Genomic DNA, 23,836 nt, shown 5'->3' with positions numbered 1-23,836 from the left:
TCCAATTCTTAATTTTGTTGAAAAACTGTAATGATGCACCCAAAATTTATTCTTCCCATAATTGCATTTTTATGCTGTAATTTTAGTATCAATTCCCAAATAAAAGCAGAGACTAAAAAAGACTCTACCTTTTCAGGTCTGAAATTCAGAAGTATCGGTCCAGCTTTTATGTCAGGGCGCATTGCGGACATTGCCATTCATCCAAGGAATCAGAATATATGGTATGTAGCCGTTGGTTCGGGTGGTGTTTGGAAAACTGAAAATGCTGGCTCTACCTGGACACCACTAACTGACAAAGAAGCGTTTTATTCCACAGGTTGCATTACACTCGACCCTAATAATCCTAATACTGTTTGGGTAGGAACAGGAGAGAATGTTGGGGGCAGGCATGTAGGTATCGGGCACGGTATTTATGCAAGTTATGATGGGGGCCAGACATGGCAAAATAAAGGCTTAAAAAAGTCGGAACACATTTCTAAAATAATTGTGAATCCAAAAAATTCAAATGAAATCTGGGTGGCCGCACAGGGACCATTGTGGAGTTCGGGTGGAGAACGTGGGCTTTACAAAACCAATGATGGGGGCGACACTTGGAAGCTGGTTTTAAGCGACAATGAATGGACAGGGGCTACCGACATAGTTATAGATCCAAGGGACGAAAAAACGCTTTATGCTGCAACTTGGCAACGCCATAGAAATGTGGCATCCTACATGGGTGGTGGCCCAGGCTCTGGAATTTACAAAAGCACGGATGGAGGCGAGACTTGGGACAAACTCAAAACTGGACTCCCGAAAATAGATATGGGTAAAATTGGACTGGCTATCTCTCCGATAAACCCCGATGTGGTTTATGCTACAATTGAACTGCACCGGAGAACCGGCGGCGTTTTTCGTTCTGAAAATGGAGGAATGAGTTGGACCAAAATGTCCGATACGGTACCTTCCGGAACGGGGCCTCACTACTATCAGGAGCTTATCCCTTCTCCCCATGTTTTTGATAAAATATATTTAATGAACAATAGTACACTGGTTTCGGAAGATGGTGGAAAAACCTTTAAGGTCATGAAAAAGGACAATAAACACGGGGATGACCATGCTTTAGTCTTCAAACCAGACGATCCAAATTATATGCTCATCGGAAGTGATGGCGGCCTTTATGAATCATTTGATGGCTCTGAAACTTGGAAATTTGTCAACAATCTACCAATAACTCAATTTTACAAATTGGCGGTTGATGATGCTGAGCCGTTTTATAATATTTACGGCGGTACACAGGATAATAATTCCCAAGGCGGGCCGTCAAGAACCTTCAGGGCAAACGGGATTGCAAATTCCGATTGGTATGTGCTTTTAGGTGGTGACGGCCATCAACCGGCTACCGAGCCTGGCAATCCCAATATTGTTTATGCACAATCCCAGCAGGGCAATTTGAGAAGGGTTGATATCAGTAATCGAGAATCGGTCTATATCAAACCTCAAGAAGGTATTGACGAACCTTATGAACGCAACAATTGGGACTCCCCCATTTTAGTGAGTCAACACCATCCAAAACGTATTTATTTTGGTTCGCAACGTGTTTGGAGGTCGGACAATCGCGGTGATAGCTGGACACCGATTTCAAAGGATTTAACCAAAAATCAAGAGCGATTTGAACTTCCCATTATGGGCAAACAACAGAGTTGGGATGCCGCATGGGATGTGTACGCCATGTCCACTTACAATACGATTACTTCGCTTTCAGAATCTCCATTGGATGAGAATGTGCTTTATGCAGGCACTGATGATGGCATTATTCAGTATACCCAAAATGGCGGTGAAACTTGGACAAAAGTTTTAGTGGATGATTTACCAAACGTACCTGCTTCAGCTTTTGTAAATGATATTAAGGCGGATCTTCACAATATTAATACTGTATACGTGGCATTGGATAATCATAAATTTGGGGATTACAAACCATATTTGCTGAAAAGCACCAATGGGGGAAAATCTTGGAAACCAATTGTCAATGGTCTTCCAGATAACACCTTGGTTTGGCGTATCGTCCAGGATCATGTTGACCCGAACTTGATGTTTTTAGGAACGGAATACGGTATTTATGTCAGCTTTAATCAGGGTGAAAAATGGACTAAATTTTCGGAAGGCCTGCCTACTATAGCCATTAGGGATTTGGCCATTCAAAAACGGGAAAATGACCTTGTAGCGGCATCCTTTGGTCGAGGGTTTTATGTTTTGGATGACTATAGCCCTTTGAGGAACATTGATCCAAACGCCTTAAAAAGCCCAATGCTATTCAAACCCCGAAAAGCGTTACAGTACAAACCTATTAATTTAGGCACGTCCAGTCAGGGTGCATCATTTTTTACAGCTAAAAACCCAGAATTTGGCGCAGTATTCACCTATTACCTTCCCTATGATTTTGAAAGCTTAAAGTCGAAAAGAACAAAAACCGAAAAAGCATTAAAAAAAGATAATAAAGATATTCCCTTCCCAGGCTGGCAACAACTAGAAAACGAAAAAAACGAGGCGGGCGCTTCCATTATTTTAGTAGTGAAGGATGATCAAGAGAACTTTGTTACCCGATTAAAAGCACCCTACAAAAAAGGTTTTAATCGTATTGCTTGGGATTTAAAAATCCCTTCAAAACCAACCTTAAATATTGATAAATTAAATAAAAATCCTCTAGATTACTATTACAACGCATTGGCTAAAGAGGGAAGATACAGCGTTTCCATATTTTCAAATATTAATGGAGAAATTAAAGCTTTGTCAGAACCTCAATCTTTTGAAGTGGAAAGTATCCGAAATGGGGTTATAAACAATCCTATTTCCAATGAAATTGAATCCTATTCTAGAGCGTTGAAAGCATTTAAAGCCAAATATATATCTGCAACTTCCGACTTTCAAAAGGCCTCAAAGAAATTAAAAGCCTTGGAGAAAGCTACCTTATATCTGCAGAAAACACCAGGTGAAGTTGAAGCACAAATAAGCAACCTTAAAAAAGAGATGTATGCTTTAAACGAAGTCCTTTATGGCAATAGCTCAAAAGCCGAAATAAGGGAGAAACAAGTTCAACTTATTTCAGCAAGATTGACCACTGCCGAACGCGGCCTAAACACATCGTACGGGCCAACAAAAATGCAAATGGAAAGTTTAGAAATGGCTAAAGCCCTTTTCAGGAGAATTGAAAAGCGACTTACTAAATTTGCCAAAATAGACGTTCCCGAGCTTGAATCTAAACTGTACCAATCGGGTGTGCCAATAATTTTGGATTAAATAATTACGGATATCCGTTTTACCTGAGAGCTCTAAAAATAAGAAAACCTGCAAACTAAACTGTTTGCAGGTTTTCATTTCTAAACTAAACAACTATTAAACTTGGGTCACTCTATTTTTTTACCAATCGGATACTACTCAATCCTCTGGCGGTTTGTATTCTTGCGAAATATATACCAGATTTTAATGCTGATCCGTCCAACCTAGCTTCACTAGTACTAGGCAAAGTTCTTAGCACTTGCTTTCCTAATACGTCGTATACGCTAATAGATTCTATCTGCTCGTTCTGAGTACTCACCGTCCAGCTATCCTCAGATGGATTTGGGAACACTTTAAACGATGCTTGGGTGAATTCGTCGTTACTTAAAGTGGTATTTTTGTGCAAATAAATGTTGTCAAACCACAGATTGTCCACATTGGCTGTTGTAATTCCTATTTGGGCAATATCGCTTCTTGTGAGGCTTCCAGCTACTGGCGGCGTTAAAGACGTAATATCTACATCAACAGATACCCAAGACCCTGCCACAAGCGCAGGAGTGGTACCGCCATTAATATTAACTTCTAATGCTGAAGCTTCAGCTCCACCTCCGCCAAAGTCTACCAACTTTACATTGAATACATCACCTGTCAGGTCAGTATCAGCTACCCAAAAATCAAAGTGTATGTGTGTAAAACCAGATAGATCTTGCTTATTCGAAGAAAAATCAATCCCCTGGCACACAATACCCGTATTCTTTTTCAATGTAGGATTGCCAGCAATCATAACTTCTGAAGCATGCGCACCACCGCACCAGCCTTGGTCAAAATTATCCACGGTAAAATCGGTATATGCGTCACTGTATATTGAAAACACATCGCCTGGTGCCCTAGCAGGAGGAACTGGCGCCGAAATAGCTGGTGGCGTAATACAAGCATTTGGGCAAGAGCCTCCACAGTCTACTCCTGTTTCGTCTCCATCCATCATCCCATTGGAACAAGTATCCGTATTTTCTGGACCCATTATATTATCTACATAAAAGGTTCTTTCATCAGCTGTTACCTCACCGAATGTTGTCGCTCCGGGAGCCCAATAGGCGTGAATCACAAAACCATTGTAAACCCCATTTGCCATGGCCGCTTTTCCATCAAGAGATGTGTTAAAGGAAAAGGAAAGCGTTTGCCAAGTATTATCACCGTTGTGGGTAACCGAAGCTGCGGCCTCAGGGCCCGTGCCATCATTAACTTTTACCAAAAAGGTAATTGCCGTTGCCGACTTGACATCGATGGTCATGGTTTGAGTACTGGTTAAATCAACGTCAGTAGTTAAATTCAAATTGATGCCTTGCCAAATTTCACCCATCGAGTTTGCAATAAACTCTGCCACCTTTGTTCCATTTGTACCGGCATCTGTAACAACATTGACTTGCAATGCATTTGCGTTACCAAAAGGCCCACCATCGAGCCCTCCACTTTCGGCATCTTCAAACCCCAAAAGCAAGTCCTGAGAATAACTGAAAGATGCTATTAACAGCACCATTAAAAAAGTAATTTTTTTCATCATAAAAAGTTTTTAAAATAATTAATTGAATTCTTAGTTCGTTGTTTCTCAAAGTTATGTATGAACAATGAACAAACACTATTTGAAGCCCCTACAAAATATATACACTGCCAAAAAAAAATTGTTTTTACAGCCCATTTCTCAAATACATCCAGTAAATACCGTTGTTTCCACGAAAAATAGAAATGAAATTTAACCGTTTGATTACTAGTTAAATACCCAATTGTTGTGGTAATGTTGTGGTGGATTTCAGATTTCCACAAGCTTGTATATGCACATTCCCTAGAGTAGCTCTGTAATGGCCTAAAAGAATGGCCGCTTGCGGTTCTTCATTAAAGAAGATTGGTTGAAAAACTTCTGCTTTTCATTCTTGTCCCAAATACCCCAATAGGCGCCAACATCTCCTTCAGCTCCCACTTTCCAAGATTCATCAAAGGAAGAGAAATAGAACATTTCAATATCATCTTCAGCCGACCAGTGCTGGGCATTTATAAAATATTTTGTAGCATTGGGAACAGATGGAAATGCACCATTGAGCCCTTCTCCCTCGCTCGGCCAACCTGTTTCAGTGATAATCACTTTTTTCCCATTACCAGCCTTCATTGCTTGATGGTACATATCTTTCATGTATATCAGGGAATATTCAATGCTACATCCTTCCCAATACGGGTAGCAATTAGCCAAAATAACATCGCAGGCTTCCGTTATTTTTGGTCTGTGGCTGAATTCGTAATATGCATCTACATACCCCACGGGCACCTCAGTAACCTCCTCTTTAACATCATATATAAAAGCCAGCAATTCCTCTTCGGTCAAATCCCCTCTGTACATCACTTCATTACCAACAGCAGCAATATCCACATAGCCTGCATTGGCCAGTTTCTTAAGATTAGTGACTTCTTTTTGATTAATTACGGCGTCATCGCCCAACCATGCCCCTACTAAAGTTTTGATACCATACTCCTTTGCTATTCTGGGTATTATCTCGTTTCCGTCAGTACAAGAAAATGAGCGTATCCATTTAGTATATGGTTGGATAACTTTCATACGCTTCCTGATTTGCTTTTCCGAAAGCTGCGCGCCAGGTGCCTGACCTTCTTTATATGCACTAAAACAAAGCCCATGCATGCCATTTTTTAAAACACGCTTGAACAAATTCTGAAGCCCCTTTGGTGTTTTGTTATCCAAGTCTAGTCCAGAGAGTGACATGATTTTATTTTTTCTAAAAGACATAGCGACTAACCATTAATTTGTAATTCTAATTTATCACTTCTTTTGTCAAGTGCTGCCCTTATATCATTGGCTCGTTCTTCCGTTACATCATAATTCCTCATAATGAACATGGCTATTAAAGTACCTGCCATAGGGAAAAAGCAAAAGAAGGCATGGAGCCCGTCCACTGCAGATTGTTGATCTGTTGTTGCTAGCTCAGGATTGAATCCAACATAGGTAATAATCACCCCACTGAGCGCACCCGCAATGGCAAAGCCTACTTTTACCATCCACCAATAAATCGCGCCAAATATCCCTTCTCTCCTCAATCCAGAGTTTAACTCATCAATATCGATGACATCGGCCGTCATGGACATCATTATAGTGAACAAACTTCCTATTCCAAAGGAAAAAAACGGTAGGGCAATAATATACATCCACGGTTTGCCCGGAACAAATAGAAACCAAAGTAAAATATAGCCTATCACTGAAATACCCTGAGACAGCATAAATGCTCTTTTTTTGCCCATGATTTTGGACATCCAAGTTACAGTAGGAATAACAATAAATGTAGTACCCAAAGCCCCTATGCAACCAAACAAGGATACCCAAATACCACTGGCGGCGGCATCTCCATTAAATAGCTTATACACAATAACGAAAAAAGTGAGGGCTGCAACAGTATTAAATGCATTAAAAATCAAAAATGTGGCAGCGCATAATTTTCTAAACGCCCTAATTTTAAAGGCCTCAATGAAACTATGGAATATATTAATCAGGCTATTGCCGACGTTTGCAAAGTTCAAAGGCTTGTAATCCTCATTTAATGTTGATTTACTCTTAATAAATATTGCTGGAACTATAGCGCAAATAGCACATGGGATAGCAACCCAAATAGCCAATTGTCTTACCGCAACATCAGCCGACGGAAACCACTCCGGATCGTACATAATTATCCAAAACAAAGGAGCAATTACCCAAGCCCACTGCCCGATCCATTGGGCCACGGCCATAATGCTAGTACGCTCGTGAAAATCATCACTCATCTCGTAGCCCATGGCGACATAAGGAACGCTAAAAAATGTAAGTCCCAAATAAAAAACAATGGACCAAAGGAAGAAATACCAAAAATTAAAACTCAACGAATTCTCCCTAAAGAGCTGCCACATAAAAATATAGGCAATGCCCATCATTAAGCCACCAATCAAAACATATTGGCGTCTTCGGCCCCATTTGGATTTTGTATTATCTGAAATGTAACCCATTATCGGATCTGTAATCGCATCAAATATTCTCGGAAAAAAATAAATAAGGGACCACATCCAACCTGTAAAGCCTAAATCTTGAATCAAGACCACCATAAAAATACCAAGAATAGCAGGAAACATCTGATTGGCCAACATACCAATGCCAAAGGCTACCTTTTGTCCAAATGGAACTGTATTTTTTGATGCTTTCTTAACTTCTGACATAATTTTGTTCTCGCGCATTTAAAAGCTTCGGATACTTTGAAGTTTGCGCCACCTGTTCACTAATATTTTAAAATTGACACCATTGGGATTGACCCATATCTACTACTAATATTTTAAGTTTTCTTGCTTATCCCAAAGCCCCCAATAGGCTCCAACATCACCTTCATTTCCAGTTTTCCATGACTCGTCAAAAGATGAAAAATAAAATATGGGGATGTCGTTCTCCTTGGTCCATCTTATGGTATCGATGAAATACTTCATGGTCGCTTCCCCTCCAGCTATAGCTCCATCTAGTCCACCACCCTCACTTGGCCATCCGGTTTCGGTAATAATGATAGGCTTACCTTGAGCGGCATCAACCACAGAACCAAACATGGCCTGCATATGACCCAAAGCATATTCAATTGGGCAACCTTCCCAATAGGGATATAAATTGGCCAAAACCACATCGGTGCTTTCCACTAATATGGGATGCCTAGAAAACTCGTAATAGGCATCCACATAACCAACTGGAATATCCAACCCAGCAAGGGCTTCCTTAACTCGATTGATATAGCCAACCAATTCTTCCAAAGTCAAATCGTTTCGATACAACACTTCATTACCCACAGCTGCCACATCCACGTTGCCTGATTTAGCCAGGGATATCAAACCTTCTATTTCTTTTTCATTATCTTCCTTATCATCTCCCAGCCATGCACCTACCAGAGTTTTGAGGCCATGCTTTTTGGCAACCATCGGCACAAATTCATTGCCTTCAATACATGAAAACGATCGGATGGCACCAACATAAGGTTTTAAAATATTAATACGCTCCTCTACCTGTTGCATACTTATATCATCACCTGGTGACTGCCCATCACGGTACATACTAAAACAAATACCATGAAATCCGTCTTCAATGGTTTTGCGCCATAGGGCCTTTAATTCTTCCAACGAATAATCCGCAAGGTTGATCCCTGGAGTAGCGATTTGACTATAATTCGATTTGTAATATGATGCTTCTCTGTACGACATTTTCCAATTTTTTTATTTTATTTTAAAATACACCTCTACAATTTTTCCTTGTATAGATTTTGATTCGATCCACTTCCTTTGCACCAGCAGGCAATTCTGCCAGTTGCAATCCCGGGTAGTCCTCGTTCTTTTTCCATTTTTCGATCGTGGCACTAAAGAATTGCGAGGCTTGTGCATCAGCTTCATAAACAATTAGATCGTAAGCCTCCCCCAAATCTCCTCCAAAACGCGTGACTACTTGCCATTCGCCGTCTCTTTTATAGGAAGTATTGGTATGATCAGACTGCGGATAATAGCGATCGTCCGTTGGCCTGATCAATACCCAAATATCATTTTTGTTAGCCTCAGGATACACGCCCATTGTTAAAATTCTGCAATCCACTGAGTCTTTATCTATTGGTGAAATCACTTGTGTCGATTTTACCGGGCCTTCAATGCTAAGCTTATTTCCAATGGAAACCTGTTCTATCTGTCTATTATAGTTCACCAAGTTTGACGAATAACTTGCATATATCATCAATAAAATTCCTATCGCACCTAAAATCACTCCAAGCTTTATACTCAACAGCCTTTTGCCGGAGTTAGTTTTTATGCCGCTAAGAAGTGCAATGACCAGCAGAGCAACTCCTATTATGATTAATACTTTTGTTGACATTTTATTTTAGTTTGTTTATTTAATTTCCATATTACTATTTAAGTACGCCTCTTCTCTCTTCCAATTCAGATTTAATCTCTTTAGCTCTTTCTTCCGTTAGGCTATATTTCCACATCACCCAAATAGCCAATCCAGCGGTTACCACGGGAATCACTATATCCGCAATTCTCAGTTTGGTCAGTGTATCTGCGGTTTGTGTGGCCGCATTGCCATCAAATCCTATCATGCTCAAAACAAGGCCTCCCAAAACCAATGCCAAGCCTTGCCCAAGTTTTACAACCCACCAGTACAAAGCTCCGAAGGTGCCTTCTTTCCTAGGCATGCCATTAACCAATTCATCCAAATCACATACATCAGCAGTCATACTCATCATCAAGGTGAACAAGCTTCCTAAACCAAAGGACATCAATGGAATTGGTATAAAGGACAACCACACATTATCTGGTGTAAAAGACCACCATTTTAAGGCATAACCCACAATTGAAAGCGCCGTTGAAATGATAAATGCTTTCTTTTTGCCCCATTTGGTAGCCATTTTTGAAACTATCGGAATCACCAAAAATGCCGAAACCAATGCCCCAACGGAACTGAACCACGCCGGCCATGTGGCTGTAGCTTCATAACTTCCATTAAAAATATAAAACACAAAAATGAAGAAACTGAAAGATGCTACAATTTGATACCCATTAAAAACTAAAAATGTTGCGCCACATAATTTCATGAAAGGTTTGTTCTTAACCGCTTCTCCAATACTTTTGAACAAATCTTTTACGTTGGAAAAAATGGTTTTTAATGTCAGCGGTTTCCTGTCCCCCATATTGCCTGAATCCATACCTCTACAAAAGATAGCTGGTAACATTCCAAGTACCAAACAGGCAATTCCCACATAAATGGCCATGGTCCGCACACCTTCGGCTTGATCCTCGAAAATATCAGGGTCAGCAATGATGACCCAAAACCAGGGCACAATTACCCAGGCTATTAATCCCACTGTTTGGGAAAATGCCATTAGTCGTGTACGCTCGTTGTAATCTGAGGTCATCTCATACCCTAAACCAACCAAAGGCGTGGCAAACATGGTATTGCCTATAAGGAACACCATGGACATAATGAGGAAATACCAAAAATTGTAGTTGGAGGAGTTGTTCTCATCCAGTTGCCAAAGCAGCACAAAGGTGATGGCACTGATAATACCCCCAACGAAGATATAAGGTCTGCGCCTTCCCCATTTTGAACTGGTATTATCCGAAATGAATCCCATAATAGGATCGGTAATCGCATCAAAAAATCTTGGCAACCCTCCTAAAAGACCTGCTAAAAATGGATCCATTCCAAAGGCCGTCAAAAGGAAGAACATAAAGAAACCGAGAGCTCCAGGATACAGGTTCAAAACCAGATGGCCGGCTCCGAAGGCTGCTTTTTGGCCCAATGGCACTCTATCGCCTGCTGCTGTTTTTACGTTAGACATAATTTTGTATTTAGTTAGTAATTAGTTCTTGCTTGGGAATTATAATCGTTTGAATAGCTTGTGCATCAATCGAAAATTCCACATGTTTGTCATGTAGCGATAGGTTTATGGTTTTTGGGGTTTTAAATTCATTGAAAAGAACGACTACTATTGAGCCGTCAGGGTTTTGAGCCGCAGTTGCCATTAATTTGTCATCGGAGTTTTCCAATCCAATTATTTTGGCTTCTGGCCTGATATACTTACTAAAATGAGTCATGGTGTAGTACAATGGGGTGAAATACACCTCATCTTTATCGGGAGCGACAATAACCGGAGCAATACACCAGTTTTTAAACCAGTTTGGCCCTCCCTTTGTATCCAAAACCATATTCCAATCTACCCAGCCATCGACCCAATTATTTAGACATCCGATGATATCACGAGCATAGCGATTAACGGGGGCATATTTTGGGTGCTTGTGCTTATCTTCCTCCGGTGCCCAATCCCAGCCCCAATCCGTGGCTTCCTTTTTCCAGTACCAGGCATCATCTTTCCAAACGGGTATTTCGGCATCTACACAAGCTTCGGATTGAATTAAAAGTTTGTCCGGAGCCTTGTTGTGGGCGTATTGCAATTCCTCAGGAAAATAGTGGAAAGTGCTTGCATACCAGTGGATGGCCGTACCATCAAAATACTTCGAGGTTTCTTCATTTTTATACTGAGAATCTATCCACTCTTTTAGATGTTCCCTGTTTTGATCGTAACCTAAAATCTTTAAATCCCCTTTGCCGTCCGCCTCTAATTTTGGCCCTAAATAATTCTGAACAAAATGGGTCATTTCGTCAGGAGTGTAATGCATACTTTCCCAGTTATTTCCATTTCCAAGCGGTTCGTTCTCAACCGTGAAACCCCAAATATCAATACCTTCGGCCTTATAAGCATCTACATATTTTGAAAAGAACAAAGCCCAAGTCTCGTAATATTCAGGCAATAATGTACCCCCAACCCAATTGTTGTTATCCTTCATCCAAGGCGGGGCAGTCCATGGTGAACCAAAAATCTTAAACCCATCGGTTGAAGCGGCCATGGCCTCTTTTATGAAAGGGATCAAATCGTCTTTGTCCTCTTCAATTGTAAAATGCTCTAGGTTTTTATCACCTTCCAATGGGGCATAAGAATAGTTGCTCACTGAAAAATCACAGGAATTCATGTGAGTCCTTGTCAAAGAATAATGGGCACCCTCTTTACTGAAATATGCATCAATGATTTTTTTGCGATTTTCCTTGCTCAACTTATTTAATAAATATGCCGAGGCTTCTGTAAATGCGCCGCCAAACCCAGTAATAGTTTGAAAAGTTTTTTCTGGATTTAGCTTTAGCGTCACCAAACTATCTGTTTTTTGAAACTCGGTGATTTTTGAAAGTGCATTGCCTTTTGCCGAAGTTTCGAAAACTTCTATGGTCAATATCTTGTTTTCATTTTTACAACTCATCAGTATTAAGGTCGCTATAAATAATATGGAATACTTTAACGCTTTCATCATTTTGAATTCTATTCTTTATTGGCGTGCCATTCCTCTGAAGTAGGTGGTACTTCCACATCCTTCATGAATGCTTCTTTATCTCCATTATAGGTTTTTGTTATTGGATTTCCATTTCGGGTCAAGCCTTCAAAAGTCCCTTTGTCCACTTCATCCCAAAGCACGTATTTTGCTTTTCCATCAACTTTGAACAATCCAAAATGCTTCTCTGAATTCCCACTGTTAGGCCCTCCTTTCCAAGGCTCATCAAACCCTTCAAAATAAAAGCAAGACATCTTGGCTTCGTTCGTCCAATCCCGCATGTACTGGTAATACAATGCTTCTTTGTATTCATCGCAAGCTTTTGAACCATTGGTACCGTAATGCCCATCCGAAAAACTTGCCCATCCGGTTTCCCCGATATGAATTGGTTTATTTACGCCCAGGCTTTCCATATATTTTTTTACGTTTTCATATTGGTTGATAGCATACTGTTTTGCCCTGAGCATGGAAATTTCAATTTTTTCCATATCGGTTTTTCCTTCCAAACCTTCCTGATCCAACCAAAACTCTGGTTGATAGTGGGTGTCGTGCATTGGATAGGTATGCACTGAAAGGAAATCAACGGCTTTGATTAAATTATTTAAGTCTTCAACATGGTATTCTTCTCCACCACCACCCCAAGAGGCGAAATTATCTGAGCTGGTTATCCATAAATCCTTGGACAACTTGCCCTTTTGTTTTAAATCCTGAAGATAGTTTACCCACTTTAGGATGACCCACGGCTCAACATAGTACGTGGTCGCCCATTTTACCATGGCTTCGTTTCCTACCGCTATGGCCTTCACGATATCTGGATATTTGTTTGCTAAATGTGCCGTCACGATGATCTGTGCTTCATTGGCCGCACTCTCCTCATTATGCACTGGCTCTCCATCTGTCCATGCATTTTTACAATCGATCCAAGCACCAAGCATAACATACATTTCAAAACTTGGATCTTCTGCTTTTAACTCATTAATGGCCTGTAACAGATTAATGGCCTGCGGTTTATGCACTTTGTAAGTACGAAGCAGCTTAACCTTAAGGGAAGCTAATAGTTTAAGATCTTCCTTAAGTTGTTCTATTGTTGGTTCTTTACCATGATCTTCATACCGGTATCCTCCGTATGACATTGCTAAATACTCAGGGTTGCCAAAAATATCCTCCGCCAAAGGTGTTGTTGTTTGTGTTTGTAGATTAACATCCTTGGTTTTTGTATTATTACAGGAGTACATTAAACAGATTGAAAGTATGAGCAAAAGTTTTTTCATCATCAAATTATATAGTTATTTCTTCTCTCTTAGGAGGCACATGCACCTCCTTTAACAGCTCTTTTTCGTTACCATTGTAGGTTTTTGTTATGGTATTTCCATCTCTGGTCAATCCTTTAAAAACACCTTTATCCACCAAATCCCATACGGCATATTTTGCTTCGCCTTTGAGGGTTATTAATCCGAAATGGTTTTCAGAACCCAACGGATTATTCGCATCCTTCCAAGGTTCATCAAAAGCTTCAAAATAAAAACAGGAAATCCGTTCATAATTTGTCCATTCCCGCATCAATTGAAAATACCTTCCAGATTTATATTCATCGGCCGCTTTTGAACCATCCGCCCCATAATGTTCATTCGACAATGTAGCCCACCCTGTTTCTCCAATATGAACCGGTTTGTTAATCCCCAAATGCCTCATATAATTAGCCACACCATCATATTGTTTTTGCGAAAACAACAATGCCCGTTGCATGGCCGATTCGATTTTATCCATGTCCGATAGCTGGGTTTCTTCATCTGGCACTATCCAAAACTGGGGATTATAATGCGAATTATGCATAGGGTAGGTGTGCATCGAAATATAATCTACTGCTCTGATAAGATCGTTCAAATCCTCAGTATGATAGACTGGGTCCCCGCCTCCCCAAGATGAAAAATCATCAGAACTGGTAATCCACAGTTCCTCAGGCAACTCACCTTTTTTCTTCAAGTTTTGTAGGTGATTGACCCATTTGAGTATCACTTTAGGACGCACAAAATAACTCGTTGCCCAATGCACCATAGCTTCATTACCCACGGCAATAATCTTTACGATATCTGGATACTGTTGCGCTAAGGCAACCGCTCGGTCAATTTCGCCTGTGTTGTGCTCGCTTTCTACCTCATGGTTTGGAACTAGATCAGTCCAAGCGTTTTTACAATCTATCCAGGCCCCTAACATCAAATACATTTCGAAAGACGAGTCTTCCGTTTTCAGCTCTCTAATTGCTTTTAACAGATTGGGGACTTCCTCAAATTGCACATTGTAGGTGCGCAACAATTTAATACCCATTGCCGCAAGGATTTTCATATCCTCCTTTAACTCGGGAATAGTGGGCTGAATTTCACGCGTATTCTTGCGATAGCCACCATACGAAATGGCCAAATACTTAGGGTTTCCTAAAATGTCGGCAGCAGTAATCTGCTTTTCCGTCTTGGTCTTGTTATTGGGTTTTTGCATTGGTAATACTATTAGAAGTCAATGGCTTCTTGTTATTTTATCATATTTTGATTTCTATTTGTTTACGGAAACTATAATTTCCTTCACTTCGCCCTTTCGTTCAAAAAGCGATTGGGATACATCTGCATTTAACCTCAGGCTATCAGCGTCAATTTCTCGTCCGTCATTAAACACGATTCGTATGCCCTCTGCTTCAGACAACTGATAAATGATAGGCACTTGGCAATAGGTGAAACATAAAGTATCCTCTTTAATCTCAATGCTTTGCTCCTGTTTATTTACATCCGTGTAATGGAATACTTTTGGTGCATTCAAAAATTCCTTTTTCTGCAACAGATTCGGTTTGAAAACGATTTGACCCTCTTCCACAAATACGCCCAATTCGCCAAATCGGCTAAGAATATCCTCCTTCACCTGTCCAGTCATTCCAGGCTGTTGAGCCCCTTTTGTTGCCGGGGTATGGGAATAAGGATCGGTTGGGAAAGCACCATACAATTCTGGTGATTTATGTACGCCGATACCTGCATTTATTTCGTAATAATGATCCAAAAGTTTGCCGATTACCACATCATCTGCATTTTCATTGATAGCCGAAACACAATTTTCTTGTACCGCAAGCAATAATTTTGAAACCATGTGCCAATAAATAGAACCCAAACCTTCATATCCGAAGAAGGTTCCTGAGCGTCCCGTAAAGGATTTATGATCGAAAATATCCTCAAAAACCTGAAGCAAATAGGCTTCGTCTTTGTTGACCAAAAGCGCATATTCATCATCTAAATTGCCCAGAGCGTCTTTTAGACTATTGGCATTGTTGAAGTTTCCGTTGAAATGGAAACCGCCATTCACATCCTTTTCCACAATCTGCCTGTTGCCGTCAGTAATTAATTTTCTGAGCAAAGCTGACTGTTCCACCTTACTGGCAGGGATGTTGTTCTTTTTATCAAATCGAGGCAATTCTTTGTTTGGATACAAAATATAACTGTATTGATCCTCCCTAAACAACGCACTATTTTTCAACCCATCTAATAAGCCCAGACCTTGGGCGGGTGAAAGATAGCCCGCACTTAGGGCAGCCACTTGCCCCTCTAGCATTTCCGACAGGTAAGAAATCGAGACTTCATTCTCATTTTCAACTGTCATCAAATTATAGGCGTGATACATATCGTCATCACGCTTATTGGCATCGATACTATGTTCCAAATAGGATTTGGTGACTTCAATAAAACCTAAAATAGCTTCAAGACTAAGTGCCGATTTTTCATTTGAAAACCCTTCAGCATAAATAGTTTCCCTATAAATGCTTCCGGCCGACCCTAAACCGTCCAAAACTGTTTTTCGGTCTTTATCCGAAATATCTCCAGATAAGATAGAGGCATTATCCAATAGCGTATTTAAAACGCTATTAAAAAATTCAATGAGTTCTTCCGAAACCTCAACCTCCGAAATACTGGCTTTTTTAACCACACCCTCAAAGAAATTCAGAAAGCGATAGATATAGTAAAGCGTTACCATTGACACACCATTACCCACCAAGGCATTATTGGCATCGTTCCATTCTGGGCGCTGTGTGTTTAACCAAATACCACCTTCAGGGATGAAGTTTGATATTTTAGACAATACCGTGGCCAATAGTTTTTCAATAAAATTGACCCTGTAAATTTTTGAATTCTTATCCAATAGCAATGCGCCATCAGCACCCAACACATCTCTTCTTTTGTGAATCGTTTGATCCAACTTATGATCAAAATCAATCGTATCCTTGGGATTCTTCAAAGTGTCCTCGTAACTTTTGATGATGTAGGGCACATTGGCATAAACAAAAATGTCCTGATTGAAACGTTTTTCCAATCTGCTAGGATAATGGTTCTCAATGAATTCCAGGAATTTCAACAAATAGATAATTTGATGATCTCCCCAATAGCCAATGTAAGACCATGGATCGTGCTCCTCGATAACCTCCCAATCAAATCCACCTTTGGTTACTCTGTAGGGGTTGTAGCCCTCAAAAGTAGTAGCATTCAAGAACTTGTGAATCATCCCCTCTATATACTCCGGATAGGAATGCGCCAAAGCTTCCCAATTTTGGAAAATATCGCGCCAATTGCCTTCGTAATCCAAAATTTTTGAACCGTCAACTTCGCTTCGTGTATTGATGGAAAACTTGTTCCATGGGCGACTCGGATCACCGTGCCTCCTACTGAATTTTAAGGGCAAATATTCAAAACACAGCCGTTGGAAATCCTTGTTTTCATCCTGCTCGGCAAGATTCTGAATAGCTTCCAAAGTGAAGGTTTCACCCAAGACATTTAAACTAGCTTTCTTTTCTTTGAAAACATCCTTGTTCGCATGCGCTATGTATTTTAAGAAATCTGTTTTTTCAATTGTATAGCCATCGTCAAAAATACCGCCACGCATGATATTGAAAAGCGTGTTTGAAAAATGCCTCATGTTGGTTAGAGGATCTTCCGTTAATTGCAAGCCATCAGAAGCTCCGGTCAAATCTATCAGGTTTGAAGTACCCAAATCAATATCTTTCTGGAGCGTAGTTTCCAAATCAGATTCATTTTTAATGAATTCTGAAATTTCAACTATGTCCGAAATGGATTGGTTGACATTGGCCACAAACCTCCAACTTTCTTCCGAATTAGGTCCTAAAGCAACTTGAGAAGCCACAAAATAAGCACCCTTTTCGGCTTTCATATCGACTTCCTGAACCACAGGATTTCCTCTTCTGAATGCATCCAACTGCAACGACGAAATCAAATACGTTGGATTATCCAGTCCGGTGGACCATACGATATTCGCCTTTAAAGCTTCACTCGGTTCTGCCTTATCCACGATTACGGAACTTAGTGCATAAACGCCTAAGCCTACTTCGGCTTGCAGTTCACTTTTCTTATAGGCATCGACAAGGTTACTTCTGATATTTTGTAAATCTGCCGTAACGCTTGCCGGCAAAATATTTTGAAGACCATCTAAAACCGAAATTTCAACAGCATCACCAGTATTATTAATCAAAGTGGACTTTTTTACAAAGCCGAATTGGTTACTGGAATTCCATTCATATCTGAAAGTCAAACCTAAATCCAGATTGTTTTCCTCAAAGATTATTTTATTCCCATATCGGTTTTTATACAGATTGGTTTGGGTATTATAAATCCCCATCTGACGAATGGAAAAGGGTTCCCACAAATGGGTTTTTCCGTTTTTATGAACTCTAAAAATGGCTTTGCTCCCTGTTATTTCGGCCATTTCAGTAATCTTATCGTCAGTATAATAAGGAAACAACGAATAGTCGGCATTTTTGCGACCAGCCGTTAAACCCCCATTACTTGAAATAAACATCCAGTGGTTGGAGTCGCTTACAATACTCATAAAAAACGGGCGCATCTGATCACTGTTCGAAATTTTGAAATACGTTTCGTTATTAAAAGTGACCAATTCGCCAGTTATACCTTTAGTTTCTTTTGAAACATTTTGTGATTCTGTAGCAATCATAGTTTGGTTGTAGCTTTTAAAGGGTTGGTTTATACAAATCAAAACCAACCCTTTAATAAAAAGTTATTTAATCTGCCGCGTAAACTCTTACATAGTCGATGTACATGGTCTGAGGAAAGACAGTATCAGCATCTGGATTTCCATCAAAATTACCGCCGACAGCCAAGTTGAGGATCATGAAAAATGGTCCATTGTCAAATACCCACTGAGACCTATCGACGTCCTCTTCTTCCAAGCTATCTGGAGTGATCTGGAGATACAATGCATCATCTACATAAAAATTAATGTAGCCCGGACCCCACTCAATTCCATAAATATGAAATTCGGTATCAACACGAGATTTCATGAACCCATATTCCTTTTTAATTGGCTCTCCTCCGCTATATCCCGGGCCATGTACCGCAGCACTGACGGTTGTGGGATTAGACCCCCCATTTTCCATAACATCAATCTCCCCACAAAACGGCCATCCAATATCATCGATGTTTGCTCCCAGTAACCAAAATGCTGGCCACATACCTTTTCCAAATGGCAGTTTCATTCTAGCTTCAAATCTGCCATACTGTTGTTCAAATAGCCCTTTTGTTATGAGCCTAGCAGATGTGTAGCCAGAGCCTTCAAAGCTTTCTTGAATTGCTGTAATTTTGAGCATACCATCTTCCACTCTAACATTTTCAGGTCTATCTGTATAATACTGCAATTCGTTATTCCCCCAACCGTTATCCCCAATGCCAATATCGTATCCCCATACGGCTGGATTTGGCGCACCATCAACATCAAACTCATCGCTCATCGTTAGGGTTTCAAAATTAGTTACTACTTGGTCTCCAGCCGGATCACAACTAAAAGCAATTCCTCCTAGCGTTAGTGCCGTTAATAAGAGACATAATAAATGAACCGGTTTTGTTTTTATTTTGTTTATAAAATTCATGTTTTTCTGTTTATTAATTTTCAGCATAGAAATAAATGTTATCTAAGGACACATTGGCAATGGTAGCATCGGACACAAATATTATAGCTCCAAGGGCATCTTGGGCACTCAGACCAACAAAATTGGATAAGGGAATATCAAACTGCACCCACTCGTTACTTAATAAATCTGTTCCAGGAATAGTATATGCGCCTGATACGCTATTACCCAAAGTGAAATTGTTGAAAAGTTCGATTCTAAAGAAATCAGAAGCCTCAACCGTTTCATTTACCCTTACATCAATATGCATATGTGTCATCTCTGTTGCATCCAGAGGTACTACACCACTTCCTCCTCTTCCATAGAACTCAATCGCTACGAAATTCATCATTGTGTAGTCAATGATATTTGTTCCATTTTCTTCAACAGCTCCGCCAAGCGTGGTTTGAAAGCCGTCGATGTAAAAACCGTTGTAATTATCGACAGGAACATTGGCAAATACATCACTAAAAATTGAAAGCACATTAAGGTTTACGGCTTCTACTGTTAAAGATCCTGCCGCTTGAACTTCACCCAACTTTGCTGTAATTGTAGCTTTATTATCAGGTTGTCCCGTATTTGGATCGATATTACCTTCACCAACAATTGTAACTAGACCTCTATCATCTACAGAAGCTACAAACGGGTTTGAGGTTTCAAAATCGAAATAAGCAGGAGTTACTTTTACGGTAACGTCTCGGCCATTGGTTACATTAAAAGTTTGAGTTAACCCGATAATTGGAACTGAACTATCCACATTAGCCTGCGCTGTTTGGTCTTGGCCACCAAGTATTGCAGGTCTTGCCTGAGCTATCGTCCCTAAATTCTCAAATTGCAACTCATCGATCCAAATGGTAAAGCCTACGCCATTATTATCATTTGCATTGGCACTGAAAATAAACATTCCTCTTTCCTGAACTAATTTAGAAGGGTCTGGAATTGGTATATAATATTTCTTCCATGTTGTGGATAAGGCTACATCTTCTAAAACAACGGCATATTTATTCTCTCCAAAATCATTTCCAAAACCTACCTGCTCTATTGAACTGGTGGTTGAACCCTTGGCCCAGAAGGTTAAAGCGTCAAAACCAGTCAAATTCCTGCCTTCACCTCGATCCCTAAAAATACCTCCAATATAGGCCCCGTCTGGATCATCGGGTGCTGGAACATCAATTCTTATTGAGGAATTACCTTGATACGCCTCATTAGCGTCTACTCCAAAACCTTCTGGATTGGCACCTGTAGCCGGGTCAAAAGACTCAAAAAACTCGTCTGTTAATCCAACAGGGTCATCGATATATATTTCCGCGGTGCTGGGAAAAGTAGCAAAATCGATATCATCTGAAAAGCCTCTTTCACAGCTTGCTATGACTACACATATTAATCCTAAAACAGGAAAAACAATGTGGTATTTTATATTTAATTTTTTCATAATTAAAGCTTTGTTATCTTCCTATGTTAATATGTATATATGTTCTAATCTCCCATTCTGAGCCATCAGGGAATCCAACAGGACTAAGAATTGGTGGTGAATTGGGATTTGTCGAATTTGGGTCGGTAGCCAGAGGCGAATACCTTGGTGAATTCGCATCCAATGAACGCCACATGCCTCTAATTCCAATTTGAGTACTGGGTAAAATGAACCAATCCGGCTTTCCTAAAGTTGTCGAAACATCCAACATTAATTGCAACGGATATGTCAAGTTAAAATCACGATGGTAGTCAAATGGTCCCCAGTCGTTCACTTTAAAATGTGACATGATTTTTATTTTATCCATTAGCACTCTTAGATCAGCTCCGAAGCGTGTGATGGTCCTGTCCGAATCACCATTGCCCTGTCCGTTTCCATAATAGAAATTACCAATAAGTCCAAAATCATTACCCATTTTTGACATCACCTTTGCATGTGCCTCCCACAAATCCACAGCGGGTGCTGTCTCTCCAAAAGCGAAGAATGTACGATCAGCCAAAAAACCAATATGACCATCCATAGTAGTGGGCAAGTGTCTGTAAACAAAACCTGCACTTAAGGCTAGTTTGGCGTCTTCCGCTCTATCGTTATCCCAAGCATACATCCATGTACCAGGGGTGGGGTCGTAAGTCAGCAAAATTTCACCTGCAGAAGTTTCCCTGTTTCCATTTCTTACCGCAAAAGGATCATCAATCACGTTTCTTAATCTTCCTGGAGCAGGACCTCCATTAGGCATAGGATCAACCAATGGTTTTTGCCACATAAAGTTTGGAGCTATCTGTAAATCTCCTACGGAAAATGTCAACCCAGTTAGGAAATTGGTCATATTGCCGCTACCAGAATCTTTAAGCCTCCATCCCGTAAATGTTCTGGTTTGATCTACTCCCCCATTGGCAACCAAGCCCATGTAAGATCCCTGAGCATACCAGTTAAATGGCCCATTTTGATAAGTAATTTTACCTTTGGTACCCCAATTATCATTACTGTTAATTTTATCAACCAAAACTACATCAGCGCCATCTTCATACACTTGGAAGGAACTGCCGTTTAGTGGTCTACCACCCCAAATGGCTCCAAGGGTTAGCCCTAGTTTTCCAAATTCCCTTTCCATAGCTATGGTAGCTCTTTCCGTTGGCCATGCAGGAATAATACCTGACCGCACTTGGTTTTGATTTAACACACGTCTTCCATTGTCGTCAAACTCAAGATCCGTATTAATATCCCTGTGGTAAATACCGGTTACATCCCATTTAGCAATATGCGTGGAGTATTTTAACAACATGGTTGGGTTGGCACCCCACCATAATTGTGGACCGAAAGCTGCCTTTAGCCCTTCCAATTCACCTTTGGCGTCCACTTCAAATCCCAAGATTTCACCATTATAGATGTCTAAATTAGGACCATAATTCGCTTCGGGATACAGGTTGAAGAAATCGCCTTCATAGGCCCAATGATAGTGCCCTGTTCTGTAAAAACCCCTTAAATCAAAGTCTTTTGCCTTCCAATCAAATTCGGCCTGATACACACGAACACGGTTATTATCGGTTAAGGTGACTTGTTCTCCCTGAACATTGGTTACTGCAACAGGCCGCCCAACGTTCTCATAAAAAATTTCGTTTATCGGATTACTAGCAACATTACCTAAAACATTGACATCAACATTAACGGTCATATTTGAAGCGGGCTTTCCTTGAATACCAACAAAGTAGGACTGCATGTGATCGAATCCTAATTCATTGGGAAAGGTTAGTGCATCATCAGGATCTGCAGTTTCTGGTGTGGTAATCAAAGTACCCCCAGTGCTGAAGGTTGTAAATTTTGCAGATAACCTACTGATACTGAGCCTATCCATGTCGCTTGTATTTAGGGCCGCCTTATCACCACGGGCCTTTAAAACCGCATCCATGATATTGATATTCTTAAAATAGTTTTGCAGGAATTCTAAATTCATACCTTCGCCATATGGGTCTAAGGCATGGGCCTCTTTTAAGGTGTAATATGAAGCTCTAGGATACAAATCGTATAAACCGCGCGCATCTGTAGGACCCTTGGCACAAATACCAAACCACTCTTCGTTCATATTATTTGAACCATCTTTGGTATCGTGGTAATACCCCCCATTGCTCCAAGAAGCACCTGTTTCATGGGTATCGGCACCTTCTCTATCATCAAAGCCTAACTTCCACCATCCATCACTGAATTGAAATGTAAATCCACCGATGGAGTTTCCAACTTTGCCCATTCCGGCAGCATTTTCATAAATTTCTTTCCAGTTCAATAGGTTATAATGGGCTTGCCAGTATTGGTCTTCCTTATCCGCAAGTGCATTGTAAGCATCCGCACCAAACTCGGTAAACATTACTGGTTTATCCAGTTTGTCCTTTACCACTTGGAAGAAATCTCCAAAAGACTCTCCACGATAGGTGTTAGCCCCGTACACATCCACATCCTTACATTCTTCAGCAATAATATCAATGAACAATACATCTCCATTACATATTGCAACTGGGTGATGAGGGTCCATTTCCTTCATCTTTTTGGCCACGTCGTTCATGAGCCTGTACATGGGTCTTCCCCTTTTTTCTCCAACAGCCCTTTTTTGTTCTTCGCCTTCAGGAAAATCCTCAGTTTCATTTCCTGCCCAAAACAGTCCATAGTTATTCTCATTACCCATCATATACATCAAAATCCCCGGAACATCCTTGTAGTCTTCAACCAGTTTCATCATATCAGACACCAACTGTTCTTGGGTTTTCTCATCGGTATAAATTGTAACTGGTGTCCAAACACCATCTAAGGTCAGTCCATAGCGGCCAAAAGAGTGGTTCAAAAGGGTGTAAATACCGTACTTTTCGTAAATATATGTGACCCACTTTGCAGGAACACCAACGTATTGTCTTACAACGTTAACATTCATGTTTTTAAGTAGTCCCATTTCGGTATCCAATCCTGCCTTAATAACGTCGTCAGATAACTCCCAGAAATTGGCATTGGTAACATCGGTACCAATCGGTACGTAGTCCCAATTAATCCCATTCATCATGAAGTCTTTGCCATCTACGACTAATTTGGTTCCTTGGTCATTCTTTACTATCTCGACTTTGTTGGCCTGCGCAAACAGCGAAGAAGTAAGCAGAAGAAACACTAATCTTAATAAATTGTTTTTCATATTTGATTTAGTTATGTTGATGTGAGTTGATTATGCTAATCTAGAAACCAAAGCGATATCACTATAGATACCGCCTTGT

At 40.4% G+C, this 23,836-nt stretch carries 14 protein-coding genes; 1 reads left to right on the top strand and 13 read right to left on the bottom strand.

The genetic code is table 11. The annotated features are described in order from the left end of the window. The first annotated feature begins 30 nt into the window (after positions 1-30). Positions 31-3,273, top strand: a complete 3,243-nt coding sequence (locus ACFSR8_RS05010) for a WD40/YVTN/BNR-like repeat-containing protein (RefSeq protein ID WP_380289668.1) — start codon at positions 31-33, stop codon at positions 3,271-3,273. A gap of 112 nt (positions 3,274-3,385) precedes the next feature. Here the strand turns inward: ACFSR8_RS05010 and ACFSR8_RS05005 are convergent, their stop codons facing one another. The 13 genes from ACFSR8_RS05005 to ACFSR8_RS04945 form a co-directional block, all read right to left on the bottom strand. After that, positions 3,386-4,813: a T9SS type A sorting domain-containing protein gene (locus ACFSR8_RS05005; protein WP_380289666.1), complete on the bottom strand. Its 1,428-nt coding sequence runs from the start codon at positions 4,811-4,813 to the stop codon at positions 3,386-3,388. Positions 4,814-5,113: 300 nt separating this feature from the next. Beyond that, positions 5,114-6,043 (bottom strand): glycoside hydrolase family 17 protein, encoded by a 930-nt coding sequence (locus tag ACFSR8_RS05000; protein ID WP_380289663.1) that lies wholly within the window; start codon positions 6,041-6,043, stop codon positions 5,114-5,116. 5 nt (positions 6,044-6,048) lie between these two features. Beyond that, entirely contained in the window at positions 6,049-7,494 is a 1,446-nt protein-coding gene (locus ACFSR8_RS04995; RefSeq protein ID WP_380289661.1) for an MFS transporter, read from the bottom strand. Positions 7,495-7,599: 105 nt separating this feature from the next. Next, positions 7,600-8,511, bottom strand: a complete 912-nt coding sequence (locus tag ACFSR8_RS04990; RefSeq protein ID WP_380289659.1) for a glycoside hydrolase family 17 protein — start codon at positions 8,509-8,511, stop codon at positions 7,600-7,602. Between the two features lie 22 nt (positions 8,512-8,533). Continuing rightward, positions 8,534-9,166, bottom strand: coding sequence for a hypothetical protein (locus ACFSR8_RS04985; protein WP_380289657.1), 633 nt, complete (start codon positions 9,164-9,166; stop codon positions 8,534-8,536). Positions 9,167-9,200: 34 nt separating this feature from the next. After that, positions 9,201-10,634 (bottom strand): MFS transporter, encoded by a 1,434-nt coding sequence (locus ACFSR8_RS04980; RefSeq protein WP_380289655.1) that lies wholly within the window; start codon positions 10,632-10,634, stop codon positions 9,201-9,203. Positions 10,635-10,644: 10 nt separating this feature from the next. Beyond that, positions 10,645-12,153, bottom strand: a complete 1,509-nt coding sequence (locus tag ACFSR8_RS04975; RefSeq protein ID WP_380289723.1) for a glycoside hydrolase family 30 protein — start codon at positions 12,151-12,153, stop codon at positions 10,645-10,647. Positions 12,154-12,164: 11 nt separating this feature from the next. Next, a complete protein-coding gene (locus ACFSR8_RS04970) occupies positions 12,165-13,445 on the bottom strand; it encodes a glycosyl hydrolase family 17 protein (protein ID WP_380289721.1) in 1,281 nt (426 codons plus the stop codon). Positions 13,446-13,452: 7 nt separating this feature from the next. Then, positions 13,453-14,667 carry a glycosyl hydrolase family 17 gene (locus ACFSR8_RS04965; protein ID WP_380289653.1) on the bottom strand — a complete coding sequence of 405 codons (1,215 nt, stop codon included), beginning with the start codon at positions 14,665-14,667 and terminating at the stop codon, positions 13,453-13,455. Positions 14,668-14,721: 54 nt separating this feature from the next. Then, positions 14,722-18,168 carry a hypothetical protein gene (locus tag ACFSR8_RS04960; protein ID WP_380289651.1) on the bottom strand — a complete coding sequence of 1,149 codons (3,447 nt, stop codon included), beginning with the start codon at positions 18,166-18,168 and terminating at the stop codon, positions 14,722-14,724. A gap of 67 nt (positions 18,169-18,235) precedes the next feature. Further along, a complete protein-coding gene (locus ACFSR8_RS04955; protein ID WP_380289649.1) occupies positions 18,236-19,099 on the bottom strand; it encodes a glycoside hydrolase family 16 protein in 864 nt (287 codons plus the stop codon). A 13-nt stretch (positions 19,100-19,112) separates the two neighbouring features. Next, a complete protein-coding gene (locus ACFSR8_RS04950; RefSeq protein WP_380289647.1) occupies positions 19,113-20,549 on the bottom strand; it encodes a carbohydrate-binding protein in 1,437 nt (478 codons plus the stop codon). A gap of 13 nt (positions 20,550-20,562) precedes the next feature. Next, the gene (locus tag ACFSR8_RS04945; protein WP_380289645.1) at positions 20,563-23,757 is read right to left on the bottom strand and encodes a glycoside hydrolase family 2 TIM barrel-domain containing protein; all 3,195 of its coding nucleotides are present in this window, start codon (positions 23,755-23,757) and stop codon (positions 20,563-20,565) included. Positions 23,758-23,836 lie beyond the last annotated feature (79 nt).

The sequence above is a fragment of the Hyunsoonleella rubra genome, from assembly GCF_042684665.1.
Taxonomy (GTDB): Bacteria; Bacteroidota; Bacteroidia; order Flavobacteriales; family Flavobacteriaceae; genus Jejuia; species Jejuia rubra.
The sequence above is the reverse complement of the archived record's forward strand: the minus strand, read 5'-3'. Positions and strand labels throughout refer to the sequence as shown.